A 22,020-nucleotide genomic window follows, 5' to 3' on the forward strand; every position below is an offset into this window, starting at 1 on the left:
CCACCTCGGTCAGGTAGGCCAGGGACTCGGAGATCGCGCCCAGCGACGCGGTGGCGCCGCCGAACAGGTCGAACCTCGCCATCGACAGGCGCTGGAAGTCGTCGCGATCGTCGTACGGGACGCCGAGCAGCTCGCAGATCACCAGGCTCGGGATCGGCAGCGCGAAGTGTTCGACCAGGTCGACCGGGCCGTCCACGGCCGCCATCCCGTCCAGCTGCTGGTCGATGATGGCCTTGATGCCAGGCGTCAGCCGGGACAGCCGGCGCATGGTGAACTCCGGCGTCAGGATCTTGCGCAGCCTCGTGTGGTCCGGCGGGTCCGCGAAGCCGAGGCCGCCGGGGCTGTGGCTCGCCGACGCACCGTGCTCGCCGACCAGGTTCTTGAACTCGTTGCTGTAGCGCTTCGCGTCACTGAGGACGGTCTTGGCCTCCTCGTACCCTGTGACGAGCCACACGTTCACGCCGAACGGGATGGGTATCTTGCTCACCGGCTCGCGGTCGCGGAGCTCGCCGAGCTCCGGGATCGGGTCCAGCCCGTCGCGCTTGAGCGGCATCAGGGCCGAATCGGGCAGCAGCGCCATCTTCGACAGGTCGAAGCCCTTTTTGGACGCACGCGCCAGGTATATGCGCGTCGCCCAGGTCATGAACCTCGTACGCAGGCTCACCATGACCGAACCCCCCTTACTAAGTCACCGGTCGCGAGAGTAGCCGCCCAGGTCGCGGCCTGGTCCGGATGGCCCGTAGTGGTAAACGGACCGTCATCTCGCGGTTCCCCCGGCATCTTTTCACAATTTTGTGAATCTTCTGACGGACGGGGAAGGTCGGCATCCGGCCACTTCCCGATGTCCACGACCACGACGTTAGGCCGGGTCGGGCGGGTGGCACATTGCGGTGAACCCCGGTTTTACCCTGAGGTTTTCCGCAGTAGGTACTCGCGCTCCGGCAGGCTGAACGTCCGTTTCGCCGCTTTCCGGTAGTGCTCGCGGGCCTGCTCGTGCTCGCCCGCGAGGTCCAGCAGGTGGGCGCGGACCGCGTCCAGCCGGTAGTGGCCGGCCACCCGCCTGTCCTTGTCCAGTGACGCCAGCAGGTCGAGGCCAGCGCGCGGCCCCTGGACCATGGCCGTCGCGATCGCCCGGTTCAGGGTGACCATCGGGTTCGGCGACATCCGGTCCAGGATCGTGTACAGGACCAGGATCTGCCGCCAGTCCGTCGCCTCCGTGCTGGGCGCCTCGTCGTGGATTGCGGCGATCGCGGCCTGCAGCTGGTACGGCCCCGGCGCGGACTCCGCCAGCGTGCGGCTGACCAGGGCGACACCCTCCGCTATGCGGGCACGGTCCCAGCGCGTGCGGTCCTGCTCCGCCAGCGGGACCAGGGCACCGTCGGGGCTGGTGCGGGTGGCCCGGCGCGCGTCGGTGAGCAGCATCAGCGCCAGCAGTCCCGCGACCTCGCCGTCCGCCGGCATCAGCGCGTGGACCTCCCGGGTCAGGCGGATCGCCTCCTCGGTCAGCTCGACGCGCTGGAGGTCGGGCCCGGAGGTGGCGTTGTAGCCCTCGTTGAAGATCAGGTACAGCACGTGCAGGACTGCCGGCAGCCGCTCCGGTCCCTCGGGGAAGCCGTGGCCCTTGATCTTCTGCTTCGAGCGGCTGATGCGCTGGGCCATCGTCGACTCCGGCACCAGGAACGCGTTCGCGATCTCCGCGGTCGTCAGGCCGCCGACCGCGCGAAGCGTCAGCGCGACCTGCGACGGCGGCGACAGCTCCGGGTGGCAGCACAGGAACAGCAGCCTGAGGGTGTCGTCGACGTGCTTGGCCACGTCCTCCTCTGGCGCCGGCTCGGTCGACACCGCCAACTCGCGCCGGCGGCGGGCGGCCTCGCTGCGCCACTGGTCGGTGAGCCGCCGGCCCGCGACCGTGACCAGCCAGCCCGCCGGCTCCCTCGGCACGCCCTCCGCCGGCCACTGGACCGACGCCGCGAGCAACGCCTCCTGCACGGCGTCCTCGCAGGCGTCGAACTGCCCGTGCCGGCGGACGAGCGTGCCGAGGACCCGCGGCGCCAGGCGGCGCAGCAGGTCCTCGACCGCACGACTCACAGATCGGCGCCGGAGGAGAGCATCACCGGCCGGATCTCGATCGCGAGGCCCTTGATCCTGGTGTCCGGGATGAGCTTCGCGAGCTCGACCGCACGCTCCTCGCTCTCGACGTCGATCAGGTAGAAGCCGCCCATGAACTCCTTGGCCTCGAGAAACGGCCCGTCGGTGACCGCCGGGGTGGTCCCGCCGCGGACGACCTTGCTGTTGGCGGGGTCGGCCAGCGCCTGGGTCAGGAGGAACTCCCCCGAGTCCTGGGTGGCCTTCATGAACTCGCCGTGGCCGTCCATGATCAGCTTGTTCTCCTCCTCGGTCAGCGCCTCGATGACGGCGGGGTTGACCTGCATGATCAGGAGGTACTTCACGATGTTGCTCCTCGTTGCCGGGCGCCCGTTCGGCGCGGTTCGACAGTGGGTCGGAACCACGCCACGGGTCTCGACATCTGCCGCGGAGGAATCTAGTGACCGGGTGGCCGGTCAGCAGCCCCAGCGACCGGCCACCGAGACGGCCTCGTTCATGGCGGACACGGTCTTCGGGCCCACGATGCCGCTGGCCTTGATCCCGGCGCGCTTCTGGAAGTCGCGAACCATCTTCTGCAGTTCCGGACCGTAGACGTCCGAGGGACCGGAATAGCCGTTGAGCTGGTCGAGGTACGGGTCAATTCGCGTGAGCAAGCTGTAGAGTTCGCTGAACTTGTGCCTGTTGCGCTCACCCGGTTGGAAAGAGAATACCGGCACCACGTGCATCTGGCCGCCGGTGAAGTTCGTCGACTTCCTGCCGACCAACGCCTGCCACGTCTTCGAGCCGACGATGCCGCTCGCCCTGATGTGGTGCTTGCGCTGGAAGTCCTTGACCGCGCGCAGCGTCTCGGCCGCGTAGGTGCCGGTTCCCTTCAGGTACGTGTACCCCTCCTGGCGCAGCGCGAGCTGCAGCGCAAGGACGTGCTTGCCCTTGTCGCCGTGGTTCACCTGCGGCAGCTGGCGCGCGAGGTCCTCGGACTTGTCACTGGCGGGACACGCCGACGCCGGCACCATGGTCGCAAAACTGACGGCGGTCGTCATACCACCGGTAAGCACCGCAAGAACGGCAGCAGAAACCACAATCTTCTTCATGGTTGATCTCTCCCCAGAGAATTCCGGACCACACCCGGACCCTTTCACATACAAAGACGGCCACCCCCACCCAAGGTTGCTCAATCAGCGAAGGAGAACCAAACCAAAGAGGACAGAGCAGAAAGGAATGGAAGAGCAGACCCCGCCACCCCGGACGCCACACCGGGCCAGACGCCACCCCGGCTGCCACACCGGGCCAGACGCCACCCCGGACGCCACACCGAGTCAGACGCCACCCCGGACGCCACACCGAGTCAGACGCCACCCCGGACGCCACGCCGGGTCAGACGCCACCCCGGACGCCACGCCGGGTCAGACGCCAACCGCACCGTGGGGGGTCTGGGGGGCTCGGCCCCCCAAAATTTCGCGAAACCCAAATCCGAGCGCCCTCCGCGAGGAGGGAGCACCCAGGGTTGAGCCGGCAAGGGGACTCGAACCCCAAACCTGCTGTTTACAAGACAGCTGCTCTGCCAATTGAGCTATGCCGGCGTGGCCCGGAGGCCGCCATCATCCTAGGACACCGCTACTGGAGGCCACGGCGTGTCGGTCGGAGCGGGTACTCCCCGACACCACCCCGGCGGTCAGGGCCAGGGAGCCGTCCCGCGGCTACCGTGGCACGCATGACGGACTCCTCGAGGTCGGTGCGGATCGACCGCGTGTCGACGGGACAGTACGTGGTGACCAACGCCCGCGGCGGCACGCTGCCCGTCGGCGGCGACGACTTCACCCCGGTCGAGCTGCTGCTGGCGGCCATCGGCGCCTGCACGTCCATGGACACGGACACGGTGACGAGCCGGCGCGCCGAGCCCACGAGGTTCACGGTCACCGTGAGCGGGGACAAGGTGTCGGACCACGAGGACGGCAATCGGATGACGAACCTGCACGTCACGTTCGACGTCGCGTTCCCGGAGGGCCCGGCCGGCGACGAGGCGCGGACCCTGCTCCCGAGGACCGTGAAGCTGTCACACGACCGGCTGTGCACGGTCAGTCGCACAGTGGAACTGGGGACGGAAGTCAGTACCACGATCGCGTGAAACTGCGTGTGAAACTTCGTACCGGCGAGCACTGAGCGTCCCTAGCCTTGGCTTGCTGGAAGGCAGCTCAAGCCAGGCTGGGGACGCATGACTCGCACCAAGGTGCTCAAACCACTGGCGGCCTCGTTCGCCCTCACGAAGTCCGCGGGCGGGTTGACCGTGTACTGGAGCGGCGAGTGGCGCGACAGTCACGGGCTCGACCCCGTCTACGTGAACCTGCTCGCGCCGCGGCCGGGCAAGCTCGCGGTCGCGCGGTTCGAGTTCAAGCACCGCAACGAGACCGGGACCGGCTACGACACGACCCGTTCGGAGGTGATCGCGCACACACCGAGGACCGAGCCCGCCGGCCACCTGGACATCGAGACGGTCCGCCCGCTGTGGGCGGTGCGCGTGGTCTTCCGGCGCGACGACGCCCCGGTCTGGTGCACGAAGTGGATCTACAACCCGTATTTCTGAGGTAATGCGTGTGTTACCGCGCTCTCGCCAGCACGCACGCCCGCGAATTGTTGACTAATGTCAGAAGCCGACTCGTAACGAGGAGGCACGCTCGGCGTGAGCACCGAGATCAGCAACAGCGGCGGGGCGGATTTCATCGTGGTGGCCAACCGGCTGCCCGTGGACCTGGAGCGCCTGCCCGACGGGACCGAACGGTGGAAGCACAGCCCCGGTGGCCTGGTCAGCGCACTCGCGCCGTTCCTGCAACGCAACAGCGGCGCGTGGGTCGGCTGGCCGGGTGTCGCCGACGTCGAGGTGGACAAGTTCACCGAGGACGGCATCTGGCTGCACCCGGTGATGCTCACCTCGGACGAGGTGCGGCTGTACTACGAGGGCTTCTCCAACGGCACCCTGTGGCCGCTGTACCACGACGTGGTCGCCCCGCCCGTGTTCGACCGGGTCTGGTGGAACTCCTACGTCAAGGTGAACAAGCGGTTCGCCGACGCGGTCGCCCAGATCGCGGCCGACGACGCCATCGTGTGGGTGCAGGACTACCAGCTGCAGCTCGTGCCGGCCATGCTCCGCGAGCAGCGCCCCGACCTGCGCATCGGCTTCTTCCTGCACATCCCGTTCCCGCCGACGGAGCTGTTCATGCAGCTGCCGTGGCGACGGGAGATCATCCAGGGCCTGCTCGGCGCGGACCTCGTCGGCTTCCACCGGCCCGGCGGCGCGCAGAACTACCTGTGGCTGGTGCGCCGGCTCATCGGCCTGGAGCCCAGCCGCGGCGCGGTCGGGGTGCGGACCAGGCCGGGTGTGGTGCAGGTCGGCGACCGCAGCGTGCGGGTCGGCGCGTTCCCGATCTCGATCGACGCCGGCGGCCTGGACTCGATGGCGCGCAGCCGCGAGGTGACGCAGCGAGCGAGACAGATCCGGGCCGACCTGGGCAACCCTCGCAAGATCATCCTCGGCGTGGACCGGCTCGACTACACCAAGGGCATCGACGTCCGCCTGTACGCGCTGCAGGAGCTGCTCAACGAGGGCCGGATCGACCCGACCGAGGTCGTGATGGTGCAGCTGGCGACGCCGAGCCGCGAGCGGGTGGAGCACTACCAGCGGATGCGTGGCGAGATCGAGCAGGTCGTGAGCCGGATCAACGGCGAGCACGGCCGGGTCGGGCATCCGGTCGTGCACTACCTGCACCAGTCGATCGACCGCAAGGAGCTCGCCGCGTTCTTCTCGGCCGCGGACGTCATGCTCGTCACACCGGTTCGCGACGGCATGAACCTCGTGTGCAAGGAGTACGTGGCCTGCCGGCACGATCTCGGCGGGGCGCTCGTGCTGTCCGAGTTCGCGGGCGCGGCGGCCGAGCTGACCAGCGCCTTCCTCGTCAACCCGCACGACCTGGACGGCGTGAAGAACGCCATGGAGGCCGCACTGGAGGTCGACCCGGCCGAGGGCAGGCGGCGGATGCGGGCACTGCGCCGGCAGGTCCTCACCCACGACGTCGACCGCTGGGCCAGGTCGTTCCTGGACGCGCTCCAACCGCAGCCGGACCAGCAGCTGACCTGATCACGGACACCGGGCATCTCGCGCTTCGACGGGCGATACAGTTCCGCTCTGCCACCGTGTGCCAGCCTGAGTCGCACACGCCCCGTCGCCAGAGAGTCGAAGACGACCGTGACCATGACCGCTGAGGCGCTGCCCGCTGAGCTGCGCAGGGCCATCGTCCAGATCGCGCGTACCCCGCGTCTGCTGGTTGCCTGCGACTACGACGGCACGCTCGCGCCGATCGTGGAGAACCCCGAGCAGGCCCGCCCGATGACCGAGTCGGTCGGGGCGCTGCGCTCGCTCGCCGCGCTGCACGAGACGACCACCGCCGTGATCTCCGGGCGGGCGCTGCGTGACCTCGCCACGCTGTCCCGCCTGCCCGCCGAGGTGCACCTGGTCGGCAGCCACGGCTCGGAGTTCGACATCGGCTTCGTGCACGCGCTGGACCCGCAGGCCCGCGACCTGCACCGGCGCCTGGACAGCGCGCTGGAGGAGCTGACCGACGGCGCCGAGGGCGTCCAGCTCGAGGTCAAGCCGGCCAGCATCGCCGTGCACACCCGCCGCGCCGCGCCCGACGTCGCCGAGCGGGTCAACGAGGCGGTCCGCCAGGGGCCCTGCACGTGGGATGGCGTGCAGGTCACCGAGGGCAAGGCCGTCATCGAGTTGGCCGTGGTCCAGACCGACAAGGGCCTCGCGCTCGACACGCTGCGCCACCAGCTGGGCGCGACCGCCGCGGTGTTCGTCGGCGACGACGTGACCGACGAGAAGGCGTTCGCCCGCCTGTCCGGGCCGGACCTGGGCGTCAAGGTCGGCGACGGCGAGACACTCGCGGGCTTCCGCATCGGCGACCCCGTGCAGGTCGGCATGGTGCTGGCGTTCCTGCTCGAGGAGCGCCGCAACTGGCTGTACGGCGACCAGGCCGCGCCGATCGAGCGCCTGACGATGCTCGCGAGCGAGCGGTCCGTGGCGTTGCTGACGCCGGACGCGCGCCTGACCTGGCTGTGCCACCCGGAGCCGGACTCCGCGGCCGTGTTCGCCGACCTGCTGGGCGGCCCGTCCGCCGGGCACTTCTCGATCCGGCCCGAGCGTGGCGGCCTGCCACTGGGCCAGCGGTACCTGCCGGGGACCATGACCGCGGAGACCCGCTGGTCCGGTCTGCTGGTCACCGACTACCTCGACCACTACGTCCTGCCGCACCGCACCGACCTGGTCCGGTGCATCTCCGGCAGCGCGCCTGCCGTGGTCGAGTTCGCGCCGCGACCGGAGTTCGCGCAGGTCCAGGTCCGGCTCATCCCGTCCGCCGACGGGCTGCGGGTGCTCGGCACGTCCGACCCGGTCGTGCTGCGGGCGCCCGGCGTGCAGTGGGAGATCAACTCCGACGGCATGCACGACACCGCACGCGCGGTCGTGCGGCCGACGCAGGACCAGCCGGTCGTGCTGGAGCTGCGGTGCGGCACCAACGACCTCGACCCGCACGACGTGCCGGAGTCCGACCGCGCCGCACGGGCGGCCCGGTACTGGACGGAGTGGCTCGACGGCCTGACGCTGCCGCCGGTGGAGAAGGACCTGGTCGCCCGGTCCGCACTGACCCTGCGGGGCCTGTGCCACAACGAGACCGGCGCGATCATGGCCGCGGCGACCACCTCGCTGCCGGAGGAGATCGGCGGCGTCCGCAACTGGGACTACCGCTACTGCTGGCTGCGCGACGGCGCGATGACCGCGAAGGCGCTCGTCTCGGTCGGCTCGATCACCGAGGCCGAGAAGTTCCTCGGCTGGCTGCACGGCGTGCTGACCACCCTGCCCGGCCCCGAGCTGCTGCACCCGCTGTACACGATCGCCGGCACGACACTGCCGGCCGAGGCCGTGATCGACACGCTGCCCGGGTACGCCGGGTCGCGACCGGTGCGGGTCGGCAACCTGGCGAACCAGCAGGTCCAGCTGGACGTGTTCGGCCCGGTCGTGGACCTCGTGGCCGCACTGTCCGAGGCCCGGGGGAAGCTCACCGACGACGACTGGCGCATGGTGTGCGCGATGGCCGAGGCGGTGTCGCGCCGCTGGCACGAGCCGGACCACGGCATCTGGGAGGAACGGCACCGGCCGAGGCACCACGTGTACTCGAAGGTCATGTGCTGGCTGACGATCGACCGCGCCGTCAAGCTGGCGGAGACCTACGGCCGGGAGGTCGAGCCGACGTGGCCGGGCCTGCGTGACGCGATCGCCGAGGACGTGCTGACCAACGGCTGGAACGACGAGATCCAGTCCTTCACCACCGCCTACGACGGCACCGACCTGGACGCGGCGACCCTGCTGATCGGCATGGTGGGCCTGCTCGACCCGACCGACGACCGGTTCCAGGCGACGGTGACGGCGACCGAGGCGGAGCTGCGCAGCGGGTCCACGGTTTACCGCTACCACCGCGACGACGGCCTACCGGGCGACGAGGGTGGTTTCCACCTGTGCGCGGCGTGGATGATCGAGGCGTACCTGCTGACCGGCCGGCGCACCGAGGCGGAGGACCTGTTCGCGCAGATCGTCGACGCCGCCGGCCCGACCGGTCTCCTGCCGGAGGAGTACGACCCGATCGCGGAGCGGTCGCTGGGCAACCACCCGCAGGCGTACTCGCATCTCGGCCTGATCAGGTGCGCACAGCTGCTGTCGCGGTGAACGCCGGCATCGTCCTCGGGCAACAGCTGATGTGAGGATGATGGCGCGACGGGAGCCGGAACCGCTGCCCGCCGACAAGGACCGCCCGTATCTCGGCGGTCCCGAACCGGCAGTGGAGTTCGGCCGGCTCTTCGACGCGTACGCCCGGCCCCTGCACAGGTACCTGGCCCGCAGGGTCGGCACGGAGAACGCGCATGACCTGGTGAGCGAGACGTTCCTCGTCGCGCTGAACCAGCGCCACAGCTACGACCCCAGGCGGGGCGCGGTGCGCTCCTGGCTGTACGGCATCGCGACGAACCTGCTGCGCCGACAGGTCCGGCAGGAGGTGCGGGGCCTACAGGCCGCGGCCAGGTCGGCGGGACACGGGCCGGGCGACGAGGCCAGCCACGAGACAAGGGTCGCGGACCGCCTGGACGCGGCCGCGATGGCCGCACGGCTGGCCGGTGCCGTGGCGGCGCTGTCGGACGGCGACCGGGACGTACTGCTGCTCACGTCATGGGCCGGCCTCGACTCGACCGAGGTGGCGGACGCGCTCGACATCCCGGTCGGCACCGTCCGGTCCCGGCTGCACCGGGTGCGCAAGTGGCTGAGGGCCAACGCACCCTCATACCGAGAGGAGGGCGGCCGTGCCTGACAGGCAGGACAACGTACGAGCCATGTGGTCCGAGGACGAGCTGGACCAGGCCCTCGCCGCACTCCGGGCCGAGGAGTCCCCGGACGAGCGGACCCTCGCCCGCACCCGGACGGAGCTGCTGATCGCGGCAGGCGCCCGGGTGGAGGAGGTCCCGGACCGACCACGCCGCCGCTGGCGCTGGTGGGCCGCGGCGGCCGGCACCGTCACCGCGATCACGGCAAGTGTTCTCGTGGTGCAGACCGTCCAGTTCGAGGACAACGTGCCCAGCGCCGCGGCCATCTCCCAGCTCAACTCCGCGGCGAACCGGATCAACAGTGTCGACGAGCCGCTGGGGCCGGGGCAGTACCGCTACATCGCCACACACGCGTGGTGGATGGCGTCGATGGACAGGTACTCCTACCTGGCGGAGAACCTGCTGGAGACGTGGGTCCCGGCAGATGAGAAGCAGGACTGGCTGTGGCGCCGAGACGTGACCGGCGCAAGAAAATGGGTGTCCGGCACCGAGTCGGAGGCAAAGGCCGACGGCATGCGGATCGACGGGTCAGAATGGCCGGAGGGCGAGTGGCGAGCCCCCTGCGGCGACTGGTTCGCCAAGGACGAGGGCCGCACACCCTGCGCGTCCCCCGGCAGCTGGCAGGTCCCGAACGAGGAGTTCATGGCAGCACTGCCGAGGGACCCCGACCAGCTGTACGCCCGGTTGCACAAGGACACCGCGGGCCGCGGCCGGGACGAGAGCCTGGAGATGGTCGTCTACGTGGCGGACATCCTGCGCAGCGGCCTGGTGCCAGCCGACCTACGCGCCGCCCTGTACCGGGTACTCGCGAAGGTGCCGAACCTACAGATCACCGACGAAGTCGCCAACCTCGACGGCAAGAAGGGCACAGCGTTCGGCGTCAGCGCGAAGGGCCTACGCCACGACGTCATCATCGACCCAGCCACCGGCCAGTTCATCGGCGAACGCGAGATCGCCGAAGCCGGCCACGACAACATCCCCCCCGGCACGGTAATGGAGTACACGTCGGTAACCACCGCGATAGTGAACAGCATGGGCACGAAGCCCTAAGGCCCAGCAGGGACAACCGCCCGCGCCCGCTCGCCCCGCCAGCCAAGCCGGGCAAACCAGGCACGGCCCCAAACCCAGCCACACCCAAACCAGGACCACGCACTACCAGCCCTCGCCCACCACCCCACTAACCAAACCGAGGCCAACCACGCACAACCCCCGAAACCACCTCCGCCCAACCCGCCACTAGCCAAGCCAAGGCCAACCACCTACAGCCCGCAACCGCCCCCACCCACTTGCTTCACCAGCCAAACCGGGCCAACCAGGCACGACCCAACCACCCGCACCCAAATGAACCCACTAGCCAAACCAGGACCACGCACAACCCCCACAACCGCCTCCGCCCAACCCCGAGCCAAGCCAAGGCCCACCACGCGCACCACCCAAACCTCCCCGCCCGAAACCAACCCACTAGCCAAGCCAGGGCCAACCGCAGACGGCCCACAACCGGGCCCTGCCCACTCACCCCACTAACCAACCCAGGCCTCCCCACCCCGGGCCCACCCCGGCCCCGGTCCCCTCAACCCACCCAACAAACGAATCAAGAAGCCACAGCCGCCAACACATCCAACGCGGTCCCCAGATCCGGACAGATCCGAGCCCGCACCCCCTCCGGAATCTCACAGTCCGGCGGAATCAGAGCGCGGGTGAACCCCAACCGGGCCGCCTCGGCCAACCGGTTCTTCACCCCGTGCACCCGCCGCACCTCCCCGGCCAGCCCAACCTCCCCCAGCACCACGATGTCCGCGGGCAGCGCCTGCCCGCGCGCCGCCGAAGCCACCGCGAAGATCAACGCCAGGTCTGCCGCGGGCTCGTGAATCCGCATCCCGCCGACGGTCGCCGCGAACACGTCCTGGTCCGACAGCCGAATCCCGCCCCGCCGCTCCAACACGGCCAACGCCATCGCGACGCGGGCCGAGTCCAACCCGGACACAGCCCGCCGCGGCGTGGCCAGGGCCGACCGCGACACCAGTGCCTGCACCTCCCCCACCAGCGGCCGCTTTCCCTCCACCATCACCGTCACGGCCGTTCCCGGCACGCCCTGCTCCCGCCGGTTCAGGAACAGCCCGGAAGGATCGGCGACCCCGCGGATCCCGTCGTCGACCAGCTCGAAACACCCCACCTCGTCGGCAGGCCCGAACCGGTTCTTGACCCCGCGGACCATGCGCAACGTCGAGTGCCGGTCGCCCTCGAAGTGCAGCACGACATCCACCAGGTGCTCCAGCACGCGCGGCCCGGCGATGCCCCCGTCCTTGGTGACGTGCCCGACCAGCACCACCGGCAGACCACGCTCCTTGGCCACGGCCACCAGCGCCGCCGTCACCGCACGCACCTGGGTCACGCCGCCGGCCGTCCCCTCCACGACGGTCGTGGACAGTGTCTGCACCGAGTCGACCACCAGCAGCCCGGGATCCACCGCGTCGATGTGCCCCAGAATCGCCGACAGGTCGCTCTCGGCCGCCAGGAACATGGCCTCGTGCACGTTGCCGGTGCGCTCGGCGCGCAGCCGCACCTGCCCGGCCGACTCCTCGCCGGTCACGTACAGCGCGGGCGAGGACGCGCCGTCCCGCGCCGCCCAGCGGAACGCGACCTCCAGCAGCAGCGTCGACTTGCCGACGCCCGGCTCGCCGGCCAGCAGCACCACCGCGCCCGGCACAAGCCCGCCACCCAGCACACGGTCCAGCTCGGACACCCCGGTGCGCCGCGCCCTGGCCGCCTCGACGTCCACCTCGCCGATCGGCCGGGCGGGTGAACTCGGCGCGCCGGCCACGATCTTGGCCAGCGCGGCCTTGGGTACGCCGACCTCCTCGACCGTGCCCCACGCCTGGCATTCGGGGCAGCGGCCGTACCACTTGGCCGACTCGTTGCCGCACTCCGCACAGCGGTAGCCGGGCTTGGTTCGCACGTTCTTCGCCACGCCGCCAACCTAGCGGCGGGCACCGACAGTGTTAGTGACCCTCGCCCTCGACCATGTCGTCGTCGCGGTTGTCGGCCCGCGCCGTGGTCGGGGCGCCGATCGGCAGCGAGACCGTGACCCTGCCGGCCTTGGCGAACTCGAACGTCACCGGCACGGTCTTGCCGAACGGCAGGTCACCGGTCAGCCCGGTGATCACCAGGCTGATCGTGCCGACCACGTCCGGGGTCTGGTCCTCGGTCGTCGTCACGACCGGCGCCGAAGTCTCCGACGAGGGCGGCTCGCCCGTCGAGGTCGGCGGCTGCGCGCCGGTGGTCTCCGACGCGGAGGACTCGGAGGTCTTCGAGGTCTCGGAGGTCTCCGACGACGGCTCCGAGGACGGCGCGTTCGGGTTGTCGGCGGGACGGACCACCTGCAGCGCGAAGCGGGCGGGGATCTTCGCGGTGCCGACGATCTCCACGGTGCCGGCCGGGCTGGTCACGCCCACCAGCTCGTCGTCGTCCGCGCCGGTGTTGGCGATCGTGAGCACGAGCGGCGCGTCCTCGCCGGCCGCGTACGCCTTGCCGCCGTCCGGGAACGCGACCCTGACATCCCGCAGCACCAGCTTGCCGACCTGGGCCATATTGCCGTTCACCGCGGGTTCCATCTCCGCGGTCTGGGCGACTTGGCCGGCGCCGCAGCCGACGACTCCGAGCAGCGCGCTGACCCCGACGGCCACCGCGGGCAGCAGCTTGCGCAGCGGTCGGGTCGTCTCACGGCTCACCATCGCGGTCCTTCCTCGGGCCTGCCTACTACGCGGGAAGACTAGCGCCAGCCCTCGCCATCACCTCGGAGTGGTCAACCCGGCCGCCCGGCACTCCAATTCGGACGCCGGCAATTCGTGATCATGTCCGACCGGCAAATGCCGGCAAGCACGGTCATTGCCGCTTTGTCAACCCCCTAACCGAACCCATACCGAGCCGCTGACCTGCGACAATCGATCCAGGGCCCATTACGGCACTAGCGCGGCTCGTGTTAAGATGGAGGCAGCGAAAGGGGCAGAGGACACATGGTTTTCAAGGTCGGAGAGACCGTCGTCTACCCGCACCACGGTGCCGCACTCATCGAAGCCATCGAGACCCGCGTGATCAAGGGCGAGGAGAAGAAGTACCTCGTCCTCAAGGTTGCGCAGGGTGACCTCACCGTACGCGTCCCCGCGGACAACGCCGAGATCGTGGGTGTTCGGGACGTCGTCGGTCAAGAGGGCCTCAACAGGGTGTTCGATGTTCTGCGTGCTCCTCACACCGAGGAGCCGACCAACTGGTCGAGAAGGTACAAGGCCAACCTCGAGAAGCTCGCCTCGGGCGATGTGAACAAGGTTGCCGAAGTGGTGCGCGACCTCTGGCGGCGCGAGAAGGATCGCGGTTTGTCCGCCGGTGAGAAGCGCATGCTTGCGAAGGCACGCCAGATACTGGTCAGTGAGCTCGCACTGGCTGAAGGCACTGACGAGGGCAAGGCCGAGGTCATCCTCGACGAGGTCCTCGCCACGGCTTCGGTCTGAGCGTCTGAGCAGCAGCACACAACGAGATAACGAGTCCACTGTGACGGTCGCGCTCGTCCCCGCTGCGGGGCGAGGTGAGCGCCTCGGTTCAGGCGGACCCAAAGTCATGGTGTCGCTCCATGGCTTGCCACTAGTCACACATGCCGTACGTAGCCTGCTCTCGGCGGGTTGCGTGCGGCATGTTGTCGTTGCGGCCCCACCCGATTACATCGCGCCGGTGTCGGGGGCACTGGCCTCGTTCGACGCCGTGTCGGTGGTCGCCGGTGGCGAGGACCGTACCGCGTCGGTGCGACTCGCCCTGTCCGCCGCGCTCACGCTGATCCCGGACGCGAAGATCGTGCTCGTGCACGACGTCGACAGGGCGCTCACCCCGCCCGCGCAGATACGTTCCGTCGCCGACGCGGTGGGCGCCGGCAACCCGGCCGTGGTCCCCGTGCTGCCGGTCACGGACACGGTCAAACGGGTGAACGCCACCGGTGTCGTCCTGAGCACGGCCGACCGCACCGGACTGCGTGCCCTCCAGTCGCCGCAGGGCTTCGAGGTGGAGGTGCTGCGCCGGGCGTGCGTGGAAACGGGTGGCCTGGCCGACTTCACCGCGAAGGTGGACGTGCCGGTGCTCACCGTGCCGGGTGACGTGGCCGGGATGAAGATCACCACCCCGTTCGACCTGACCGTGGCCGAGGCGGTGGCCGCACGATGACGACGACGCCGAGGGTCGGCATCGGCACGGACGTGCACCCCGTCGAGGCCGGTCGCGAGTGCTGGATCGCGGGGCTGCTCTGGGAGGGCGTCGACGGCTGCGCCGGCCACTCGGACGGGGACGTCGCCGCGCACGCGCTGTGCGACGCGCTGCTGTCCGCCGCCGGTCTGGGTGACCTCGGGTCGGTGTTCGGCACCGGCGACCCGCGCTGGACGGGTGCGCACGGAGTCGAGCTGCTGGCCGAGGTGCGCACCAGGGTCGAGGCGGCCGGCTACCGGCTCGGGAACGCCGCGGTGCAGGTCATCGGCAACGCACCCAAGATCAGCAAAAGGCGTGCCGAGGCACAGAAAGCCCTGTCCACGGCCGCGGGCGGCGAGGTATCGGTGTCCGGCACCACGACGGACGGCCTCGGGCTGACCGGGCGCGGAGAGGGCGTCGCGGCGGTTGCCACCGCATGCCTTTTTCCGCGCGGCTAGGCTTTGTCCCTAGCCAACGTCTCCCGAAAGTAGTAATGCCGTGAGCCTCCACCTGTTCGACACCGCGAGCCGGAGTGTGCGGGAGTTCCATCCCGTCCGCAGCGGAACGGCGTCGATCTACGTGTGTGGGCCGACACCGCAGGGCCCGCCGCACATAGGACACATGCGGGGCGCGCTGAACTACGACGTGCTGCGGCGCTGGCTCGCGCACCAGGGACTGGACGTCACGCTCGTGCGCAACGTCACCGACGTGGACGACAAGATCCTGCGCAAGGCGAGCGAGGCCGGCCGGCCGTGGTGGGAGTGGTCGGCGACCTACGAGCGCCAGTTCGAAGCCGCGTACGAGACCCTGGGCTGCCTGCCGGCGTCGATCGCGCCGCGGGCGACCGGGCACGTCACGCAGATGATCGAGCTGATGCGGCGGCTGATCGACGACGGCCACGCCTATGCCGCGGCCGGGGATGTGTACTTCGACGTCCGGTCGTGGCCTTCCTACGGCGAGCTGTCCGGGCAGAAGCTCGACGAGGTGCAGCAGGGCGAGTCGGCGGCCGAGGGCAAGCGCGACTCGCGGGACTTCACGCTGTGGAAGGGCTCGCGTCCGGGCGAGCCGTCGTGGCCGACGCCGTGGGGTCCCGGCCGGCCGGGTTGGCACCTGGAGTGCTCGGCCATGGCCCTGACGTACCTCGGCGCGGAGTTCGACATCCACGGCGGCGGACACGACCTGGTTTTCCCGCACCACGAGAACGAGCTGGCTCAGTCACGTGCGGCCGGCGACCCGTTCGCGCGGTTCTGGATGCACAACGGCATCGTCGGGATGGCCGGCGAGAAGATGTCGAAGTCGCTGGGCAACGTCGTGTCGATCCCGTCGATGGTCGAGAAGTACCGGCCGCAGGAGCTGCGGTACTACCTGGTCGCCCCGCACTACCGGTCGACCATCGAGTTCTCGATGGCGGCACTGGACGAGTCGGTGCGGGCGTACCAGCGACTGGAGTCGTTCGTGCAGCGCGTCGGTGCGCGCGTGGGCGCGGTGCCGCTCGGGTCGTCGGTGGGCGCCGAGTTCGCGGCGGCGCTGGACGACGACCTGGGCACGCCGGCGGCGTTCGCGGTGGTGCACAACACCGTGCGCCAGGGCTTCACCGCCCTGGAGGAGGACTCCGCCACCGCCCTGGAGGCGGCGGCGACCGTACGTGCGCAGCTGGGCGTGCTGGGCCTTGACCCGCTGGCGTGGCCGTCGTCCACGGTGGACGACGGCGCGCAGAAGGCGCTGGACGCGTTGGTGTCCGAGCAGCTGGAGCAGCGGCAGGCCGCACGCGCCGGCCGTGACTTCGCGACCGCCGACGCGGTGCGCGACCGCCTGCTGGCCGCGGGCATCTCCGTCGAGGACACCCCCGACGGTCCACAGTGGACTTTGAAGGACGGCTGAGCAGGTGGCGGGCAACTCCCGGCGCAAGGGCGCCATACGCAAACCCGGGACGAAGAAGGGGCAGGTGACCGGCTCCGGCGGGCAGCGGGCGAAGAGCCTGGAGGGCAAGGGACCGACGCCGCGCGCGTCGATCCGCCCCGGCCACCCGGCGCAGAAGCGTGCGGTGAAGGCCGCGCAGCAGCAGCAACGCCGCTCCGCGCGGGACAAGCCGACAGCCGAACTGGTCGCGGGCCGCAACCCGGTGGTGGAGTGTCTGCGGGCGATGGTCCCGACGACCGCGCTGTACGTGCAGCTGGGGGTCGACGCGGACGATCGGGTGACCGAGGCCGTCCGGCTGGCGGCGGACCGGGGCATCTCGGTACTGGAGGTGAGCAAGCCGGAACTGGACCGTCTGACGGGCGGCGCACTGCACCAGGGCCTGGCGCTGCAGATGCCCCCGTTCGAGTACGCCCACCCGGACGACCTGCTGAGGTTCGCCCACGACTCGACGGAACCGCCGCTGCTGGTGGCGCTGGACGGCGTCACGGACCCGCGCAACCTCGGCGCGGTGATCCGCTCGGCGGCGGCGTTCGGCGCGAACGGCGTGCTGTTGCCGCAGCGCAGGTCGGCCAGCATCACCGCGGTCGCGTGGCGCACGTCGGCGGGCACGGCGGCGAAGATCCCGGTGGCGATCGCGACGAACCTGACCAGGGTGCTGCGCCAGTACGCGGCCGAGGGCCTGATGATCGTGGGCCTGGACGCTGACGGCTCGGTCACGGTGGACGACCTGTCGCTGGCGACGTCCCCGCTGGTGGTGGTCGTGGGCTCGGAAGGCAGAGGGCTGTCCCGCCTGGTCCGCGAGACGTGTGACGAGACGGTGTCCATTCCGATGTCGGCGGGCGTGGAGTCGTTGAACGCCTCGGTCGCCGCGGGCGTGGTACTGGCGGAGGTGTCGAGGCGGCGGCGAGTGGCCGGCCGCACGTAGTCCGGCCTGATGTGAGCCACTGGTCGGGGGAGGTCAGCTTTGTCGTTCGCCAGCCCGCTGTTCTTGTGGCTGTTCCTGCCCCTGGTGCTTGGCGCGATCCTGGCGGCGCCGAGGCACTGGCGAAACGGCATCATCGCGGTGGCGTCGCTGATCTTCTACGCGGTGGGCGCGGGCGCGACGACACTGTTGCTGCTGGTCACGATCGCGGTGAACTACGTCGTGGGTCAGTGGCTGGAACCGGACGAGTGGGCGCTGGCCGTCCGGCGCAAACGGGTGCTGCTGGTCTCGGTGATCTGCTTCAACGTGGGCTCACTGGTGATCTGGAAGTACCTGGGCTTCATGACCGAACAGCTGAACGGGTTGGCCGAGCTGTTCGGCGGCGACTTCCCCGTCACGCACCTGCTGCTGCCCATCGGCATCTCGTTCTACACGTTCCACAACATTTCCTATGTGGTGGACATCTACCGAGGCGAACGCCCCGCACTACGCCATCCGGTGTCGTTCGTGACGTACATATCGATGTTCCCGCAGCTGGTGGCGGGCCCCATAGTCCGGTACCGGGAGATAGCCGACCAGCTGCCGCAGGAGCGAACGCATCGCCTCGATGACATAGCGGCGGGCTTCCCCCGTTTCGCACTGGGGCTGTGCAAGAAGGTCATCATCGCGGACTCACTGAACCCGCTGGTGAACGCCTGCTTCGCGACGCCCGGCGACAAGATGACCTTCGCGATAGCGTGGCTGGGCGCGCTGACGTACACGTTGCAGCTGTACTTCGACTTCTCGGGCTACTCGGACATGGCGATCGGCCTGGGAAGAATGCTGGGCTTCCGCCTACCGGAGAACTTCGCAAGACCGTATTCCTCGATGACGGTAACGGAGTTCTGGCGCCGCTGGCACATGTCCCTGTCAAGATGGTTCCGCGACTACGTCTACATCCCCCTGGGCGGCAACCGCCACGGCGCGGCCAAGACGTACCGAAACCTGTTCACGGTGTTCGTACTGACCGGCTTCTGGCACGGCGCGAACTGGACCTACCTGGTCTGGGGCCTCTACCACGGCGCCCTACTGATCATCGAACGAGGCTTCCACCTGGACGAGTCCCCCGCGATGCGGAACCACCGTGTCGCCCGACGAGCCCTGACTCTGCTGCTGGTCATCGTGGGCTGGGTCTTCTTCCGCTCACCGGACCTGGCCCACGCCCTGACGATGATCGGACACATGCTGCTGCCCGACTTCACCGGCCTGACGGACATCGTCGCGGAGGCCTTCACCAACCAACGCCTGGTGATCCTGTTGTGCGCACTGGCGATTGTTTTTCTCCCCGCTCACCCGGTCACCGGGCCGCTGCTGGAGTCCTCCCGCAGCAAACCGGCCACCGCCCTACGCATCACCATCATGACCGTGGGCCTGCTGTACGCCGCTATTCTGGTAGCGACGGGCACCTTCAGCCCTTTCTTGTACTACCAGTTCTGATGCCCGACCCGGCTCAGTATCGGGCCTCGTTGATGCCGCTGAACTGCGGGAACGTTGCTCGGCGTTCTCGTCGGCTCTCGCCGCTCCCTGACGTCTGGCGGGCTGGAGACCGGCCTGATCTACCCGCGGTGCGCTGACCCGAAGCGAGACCGACAACAAGGGCAACGCAGCTCACTCGCCACTGACACAAGAACGCTGAGTCCCCGGTTCCGCCGCTATGAGGACATGATCCTCCGCTTCGCCGCCGACCTGACCGTGCCGTTCATCAACAACACCTCCGAACGAGCCATCCGCCCAGTCAAAGATCCAGCATACGCCTGGCGCACCCCCCATTGACTCGCCAATTTCGCCGACCTCTAGTCCTACCCGGATACCGCCACCAAATAGGCACTCAACCAACTCGACATACTCCGCGAACTCTTCACCACCGGCGCCCGGTTACCATCAGCGCTCATACCAGCTGAATAGCTACGACCCCGCCCATCTATTTAAGCTCAAGACGCATGCCGATTCGACAGTCGGGCGGTAGGTCTTTGATTCTCAGCGCAATCTCTACCCTGTCATCACCATTACTACTTCGTGCGACTGAGTAGTCTTTACATGGCTCATGGAACCCTACGGGCTCATAGTATGCGTCTTCTCCTTTTGGCAAAATTACAACGAAGAACGCCTCCGCTATAGTCATAGCAGGACTGAAACGGAAGGTGAATTCGTCCGGACTCCGACGAATTAGGGGCAAACATTTCCCTGGCCAATCGCGAATAATCTCAATCTGCAACTCGGCACCCTTTGGTACTGGTGAGTGAAGGTGAGCGAAAAGATGAAGCTTGCCGCGATGCGTCCACGAGGAAGTAACAGCCCATCTCGGCCCACGTCCACCCGAAATAGACAAGCTTCTAACTTTAACCTTCACGCGATGCCTAAATCTGGGCGGCTGGTCCCAGGCAGGACTAGACCACAAGCGCATAAAATAAAGTTCGTCATGCAGTACAACGATGTGAAGATTGATAGACTCTTTGACATCGCCATTTGGCGCCACCGAGACGACTTGCTTCCAACGCTTGACTATAGCCGCGGGTTTCGTCGACTCCTCCCAAATGAAGTCACAGTAGCGCGTTAGCAGTTGCCTGTGCATGTCTGCTTCGTTATTGATTCGCCGCCTGTCAGTCAGAAGCAAGAGCATAACGGCAAGGATTAGAAAAATCACGACAATGAGCGCTCCAAGCTTAATTGCGATGTTACCTAGAATGACGCCGAGCAGTGCTGCGAAACTCATGATTCCTATGATCGACTTCACGATGGCAGTCGAGTCTTCGCCAGCTAGGTAGTCATCAAGCCAGGAGACGAAGCTTTTCAACATGGAACAACACCTCCGACCCGACACAGGATCTAGCGCGCTGGATCGGGAAGCACAGGGCCGCCCTGAACCTCTCGTATCTAACTAGAGGTCGACGCGCCACGCTCAGCTGAATTATCCAGCACACCGCAGTATACGAACAGTAGTCCTCTGCGGCGTTCGCTAATGCAACCCGATGACCTTGTTGTACATGCACTTCACTAAATAGATCTTCGTGTCAATTGCCGGAATTTCCGACGGTTGGCCATCTGCAACGGCAACTCTAGCGATAAAAGGTCAAATGACAGGCTTCCGACTGCAGAGCGGCGCCATCGACCGTATTTGACGACCTTTTTCGGCATTCGTCGATTCCGACACTGAAGGCGGCGGCGACAACCTCGACCCCGCCACCCTTGCTCGGGCGTGCGGGCGTTGAGGATGGTGTTGGCCATGCCCAATGCCCAGAGTTTGTTCCCTGTGGGTCGACATCAAGACAGTTGCGCGGAGGTCGCGCAGCAGATGGGCGCCGCACCAGGCGTGCAGCACCTGGGTGACATGTTCGCAGCCGGCATAGCCGTCATGAGCCAGCACACCTGAGCGCTCGGCGAAGACGCCGCCGGCATCGATGTCATCTTCGGTCCGGCCATCGACATCCATCAGGGTCCGGTATTCGGTACACAATACGTGCACATGCGTCAAGGCACCCGCGGCCCGGCCGCAGGTCTCGTCTGTGCACAACATCGGCACGGTGGCAACACCACTCGCATGTGGGCCAGGAACCGCTTCTCCAGTTCCTGAGCGGCGCGGCTCCGGATACCGGCGGGAACCCGGTGGACACATCAAGTCCGGCCGCCGCTCACGTCCCGCGACCGGCGCCTTGGCCGGCGATGACGCACAAACTCGACAAACACTCCAGCTCAAGCATCCACGATCTCGTCCGGATCATCGATCAACGACCGTGTTGATGAGGAAGCACCCAGCTGCTTACCGGGTTGCGGTCCGACCAACTCCGTAATGAGCTTCTCGGCCAGCTTATTCTCCCACGATACATCCAAGGATGGTAGGCACGATGAATTTGACGGATCGTGCCCCAACCGGCGTTCCAACGTCGCAATCCACTCACCCTACTCGGCGATCATCCGATCACGTTGCGCGCCAGCGCCACCTGCAAACTCCACCACACGCGCGAGCAACGCGGGGCCGCCTGCATTTTTATGAATTCTGCAGACGGCCCCGGGCCATCAACTGCCCTCTTCGCCGCCTCCGCCGCCAAGATGACTATTCATGGTGATATCCTCCAATACTATTCAGCAGTAGAATGCGAAAAATTCATTTTCCTGTAAACCGACGGGGTGAGATGAAAATCACCAACCTGATGCTCGACGCAACTAGACTGGCGTTTACGTAACCAAATGGCAACGCGGCAAAACTTTAGCGCTACCATCCACGCATCCTGAACGGGGGGTCCGCGCCCAAATGGGGAACAATTTTCTCTATACTGCCCCTTTTGGACTACTATGCGTAGCCAAAGGTCACCCCTCATTTTGCCTCACGGCTGTCCGGAACGACAGGATCTGCTGGTCCTTGGCACACTTTCGGTAACGCTCGATGGCGGTGC

General features: G+C 67.9%; 20 protein-coding genes, 1 tRNA gene and 1 pseudogene. 13 read left to right on the forward strand and 9 right to left on the reverse strand.

What is annotated here, in order from left to right:
* The 5 genes from VET29_RS08100 to VET29_RS08120 form a co-directional block, all read right to left on the reverse strand.
* A partial coding sequence (locus VET29_RS08100) for a cytochrome P450 (protein WP_324916865.1) occupies positions 1-667 on the reverse strand: 667 nt, incomplete at its 3' end.
* A 236-nt stretch (positions 668-903) separates the two neighbouring features.
* Entirely contained in the window at positions 904-2,088 is a 1,185-nt protein-coding gene (locus VET29_RS08105) for an RNA polymerase sigma factor (protein ID WP_324916868.1), read from the reverse strand.
* Complete coding sequence (locus VET29_RS08110) at positions 2,085-2,450, reverse strand: YciI family protein (protein WP_324916871.1); 366 nt, start codon at positions 2,448-2,450, stop codon at positions 2,085-2,087. The genes VET29_RS08105 and VET29_RS08110 overlap by 4 nt, the downstream gene beginning before the upstream one ends.
* 111 nt (positions 2,451-2,561) lie before the next feature.
* Positions 2,562-3,197 (reverse strand): peptidoglycan-binding protein, encoded by a 636-nt coding sequence (locus VET29_RS08115; protein ID WP_324916874.1) that lies wholly within the window; start codon positions 3,195-3,197, stop codon positions 2,562-2,564.
* A 416-nt stretch (positions 3,198-3,613) separates the two neighbouring features.
* A tRNA-Thr gene (locus VET29_RS08120) sits at positions 3,614-3,686 on the reverse strand.
* Positions 3,687-3,817: 131 nt separating this feature from the next.
* On the opposite strand from VET29_RS08120, the gene VET29_RS08125 reads away from it, so the two are divergent.
* From VET29_RS08125 to VET29_RS08150, 6 genes are all read left to right on the forward strand, one after another.
* On the forward strand, positions 3,818-4,231 hold the full coding sequence (locus VET29_RS08125) for an OsmC family protein (protein ID WP_324916877.1): 414 nt from the start codon (positions 3,818-3,820) through the stop codon (positions 4,229-4,231).
* Between the two features lie 87 nt (positions 4,232-4,318).
* Entirely contained in the window at positions 4,319-4,687 is a 369-nt protein-coding gene (locus VET29_RS08130; RefSeq protein WP_324916880.1) for a hypothetical protein, read from the forward strand.
* Between the two features lie 96 nt (positions 4,688-4,783).
* The gene (locus VET29_RS08135) at positions 4,784-6,235 is read left to right on the forward strand and encodes a trehalose-6-phosphate synthase (protein WP_324916883.1); all 1,452 of its coding nucleotides are present in this window, start codon (positions 4,784-4,786) and stop codon (positions 6,233-6,235) included.
* A 114-nt stretch (positions 6,236-6,349) separates the two neighbouring features.
* Positions 6,350-8,878: a trehalose-phosphatase gene (otsB, locus tag VET29_RS08140; RefSeq protein WP_324916886.1), complete on the forward strand. Its 2,529-nt coding sequence runs from the start codon at positions 6,350-6,352 to the stop codon at positions 8,876-8,878.
* Positions 8,879-8,915: 37 nt separating this feature from the next.
* Positions 8,916-9,512, forward strand: a complete 597-nt coding sequence (locus VET29_RS08145) for an RNA polymerase sigma factor (RefSeq protein WP_324916890.1) — start codon at positions 8,916-8,918, stop codon at positions 9,510-9,512.
* Positions 9,505-10,575 carry a CU044_5270 family protein gene (locus tag VET29_RS08150; RefSeq protein ID WP_324916893.1) on the forward strand — a complete coding sequence of 357 codons (1,071 nt, stop codon included), beginning with the start codon at positions 9,505-9,507 and terminating at the stop codon, positions 10,573-10,575. The genes VET29_RS08145 and VET29_RS08150 overlap by 8 nt, the downstream gene beginning before the upstream one ends.
* Before the next feature lie 541 nt (positions 10,576-11,116).
* Here the strand turns inward: VET29_RS08150 and radA are convergent.
* Together radA and VET29_RS08160 are read right to left on the reverse strand one after the other, a co-directional pair.
* Positions 11,117-12,493: a DNA repair protein RadA gene (gene radA / locus VET29_RS08155; protein ID WP_324916896.1), complete on the reverse strand. Its 1,377-nt coding sequence runs from the start codon at positions 12,491-12,493 to the stop codon at positions 11,117-11,119.
* Between the two features lie 31 nt (positions 12,494-12,524).
* Positions 12,525-13,256 carry a hypothetical protein gene (locus VET29_RS08160; RefSeq protein WP_324916899.1) on the reverse strand — a complete coding sequence of 244 codons (732 nt, stop codon included), beginning with the start codon at positions 13,254-13,256 and terminating at the stop codon, positions 12,525-12,527.
* A 282-nt stretch (positions 13,257-13,538) separates the two neighbouring features.
* Between VET29_RS08160 and VET29_RS08165 the strand changes: the two genes are divergently transcribed.
* The 7 genes and pseudogenes from VET29_RS08165 to VET29_RS08195 all read left to right on the forward strand — a co-directional run.
* A complete protein-coding gene (locus tag VET29_RS08165) occupies positions 13,539-14,030 on the forward strand; it encodes a CarD family transcriptional regulator (RefSeq protein WP_075129788.1) in 492 nt (163 codons plus the stop codon).
* A gap of 40 nt (positions 14,031-14,070) precedes the next feature.
* Complete coding sequence (locus VET29_RS08170; protein WP_324916907.1) at positions 14,071-14,730, forward strand: IspD/TarI family cytidylyltransferase; 660 nt, start codon at positions 14,071-14,073, stop codon at positions 14,728-14,730.
* Entirely contained in the window at positions 14,727-15,206 is a 480-nt protein-coding gene (ispF, locus tag VET29_RS08175) for a 2-C-methyl-D-erythritol 2,4-cyclodiphosphate synthase (protein WP_324916911.1), read from the forward strand. Before VET29_RS08170 ends, ispF begins: the two co-directional genes overlap by 4 nt.
* A 40-nt stretch (positions 15,207-15,246) precedes the next feature.
* Positions 15,247-16,629 carry a cysteine--tRNA ligase gene (cysS, locus tag VET29_RS08180; protein ID WP_324916914.1) on the forward strand — a complete coding sequence of 461 codons (1,383 nt, stop codon included), beginning with the start codon at positions 15,247-15,249 and terminating at the stop codon, positions 16,627-16,629.
* A 4-nt stretch (positions 16,630-16,633) separates the two neighbouring features.
* Positions 16,634-17,593, forward strand: coding sequence for a 23S rRNA (guanosine(2251)-2'-O)-methyltransferase RlmB (rlmB, locus tag VET29_RS08185; protein ID WP_324916918.1), 960 nt, complete (start codon positions 16,634-16,636; stop codon positions 17,591-17,593).
* Between the two features lie 39 nt (positions 17,594-17,632).
* On the forward strand, positions 17,633-19,066 hold the full coding sequence (locus tag VET29_RS08190) for an MBOAT family protein (RefSeq protein ID WP_324916921.1): 1,434 nt from the start codon (positions 17,633-17,635) through the stop codon (positions 19,064-19,066).
* Positions 19,067-19,190: 124 nt separating this feature from the next.
* Positions 19,191-19,534: pseudogene (locus tag VET29_RS08195) on the forward strand (IS66 family transposase); the annotation flags it as partial.
* A gap of 16 nt (positions 19,535-19,550) precedes the next feature.
* Here VET29_RS08195 and VET29_RS08200 read toward each other — a convergent pair.
* Both VET29_RS08200 and VET29_RS08205 read right to left on the reverse strand, forming a co-directional pair.
* The gene (locus VET29_RS08200) at positions 19,551-20,426 is read right to left on the reverse strand and encodes a hypothetical protein (protein ID WP_324916924.1); all 876 of its coding nucleotides are present in this window, start codon (positions 20,424-20,426) and stop codon (positions 19,551-19,553) included.
* Positions 20,427-20,699: 273 nt separating this feature from the next.
* The gene (locus tag VET29_RS08205) at positions 20,700-21,242 is read right to left on the reverse strand and encodes an IS66 family transposase (protein ID WP_324917030.1); all 543 of its coding nucleotides are present in this window, start codon (positions 21,240-21,242) and stop codon (positions 20,700-20,702) included.
* Between the last annotated feature and the right edge of the window lie 778 nt (positions 21,243-22,020).

It is taken from the genome of Actinophytocola sp. (assembly GCF_035634895.1).
Lineage (GTDB): Bacteria > Actinomycetota > Actinomycetes > Mycobacteriales > Pseudonocardiaceae > Actinophytocola.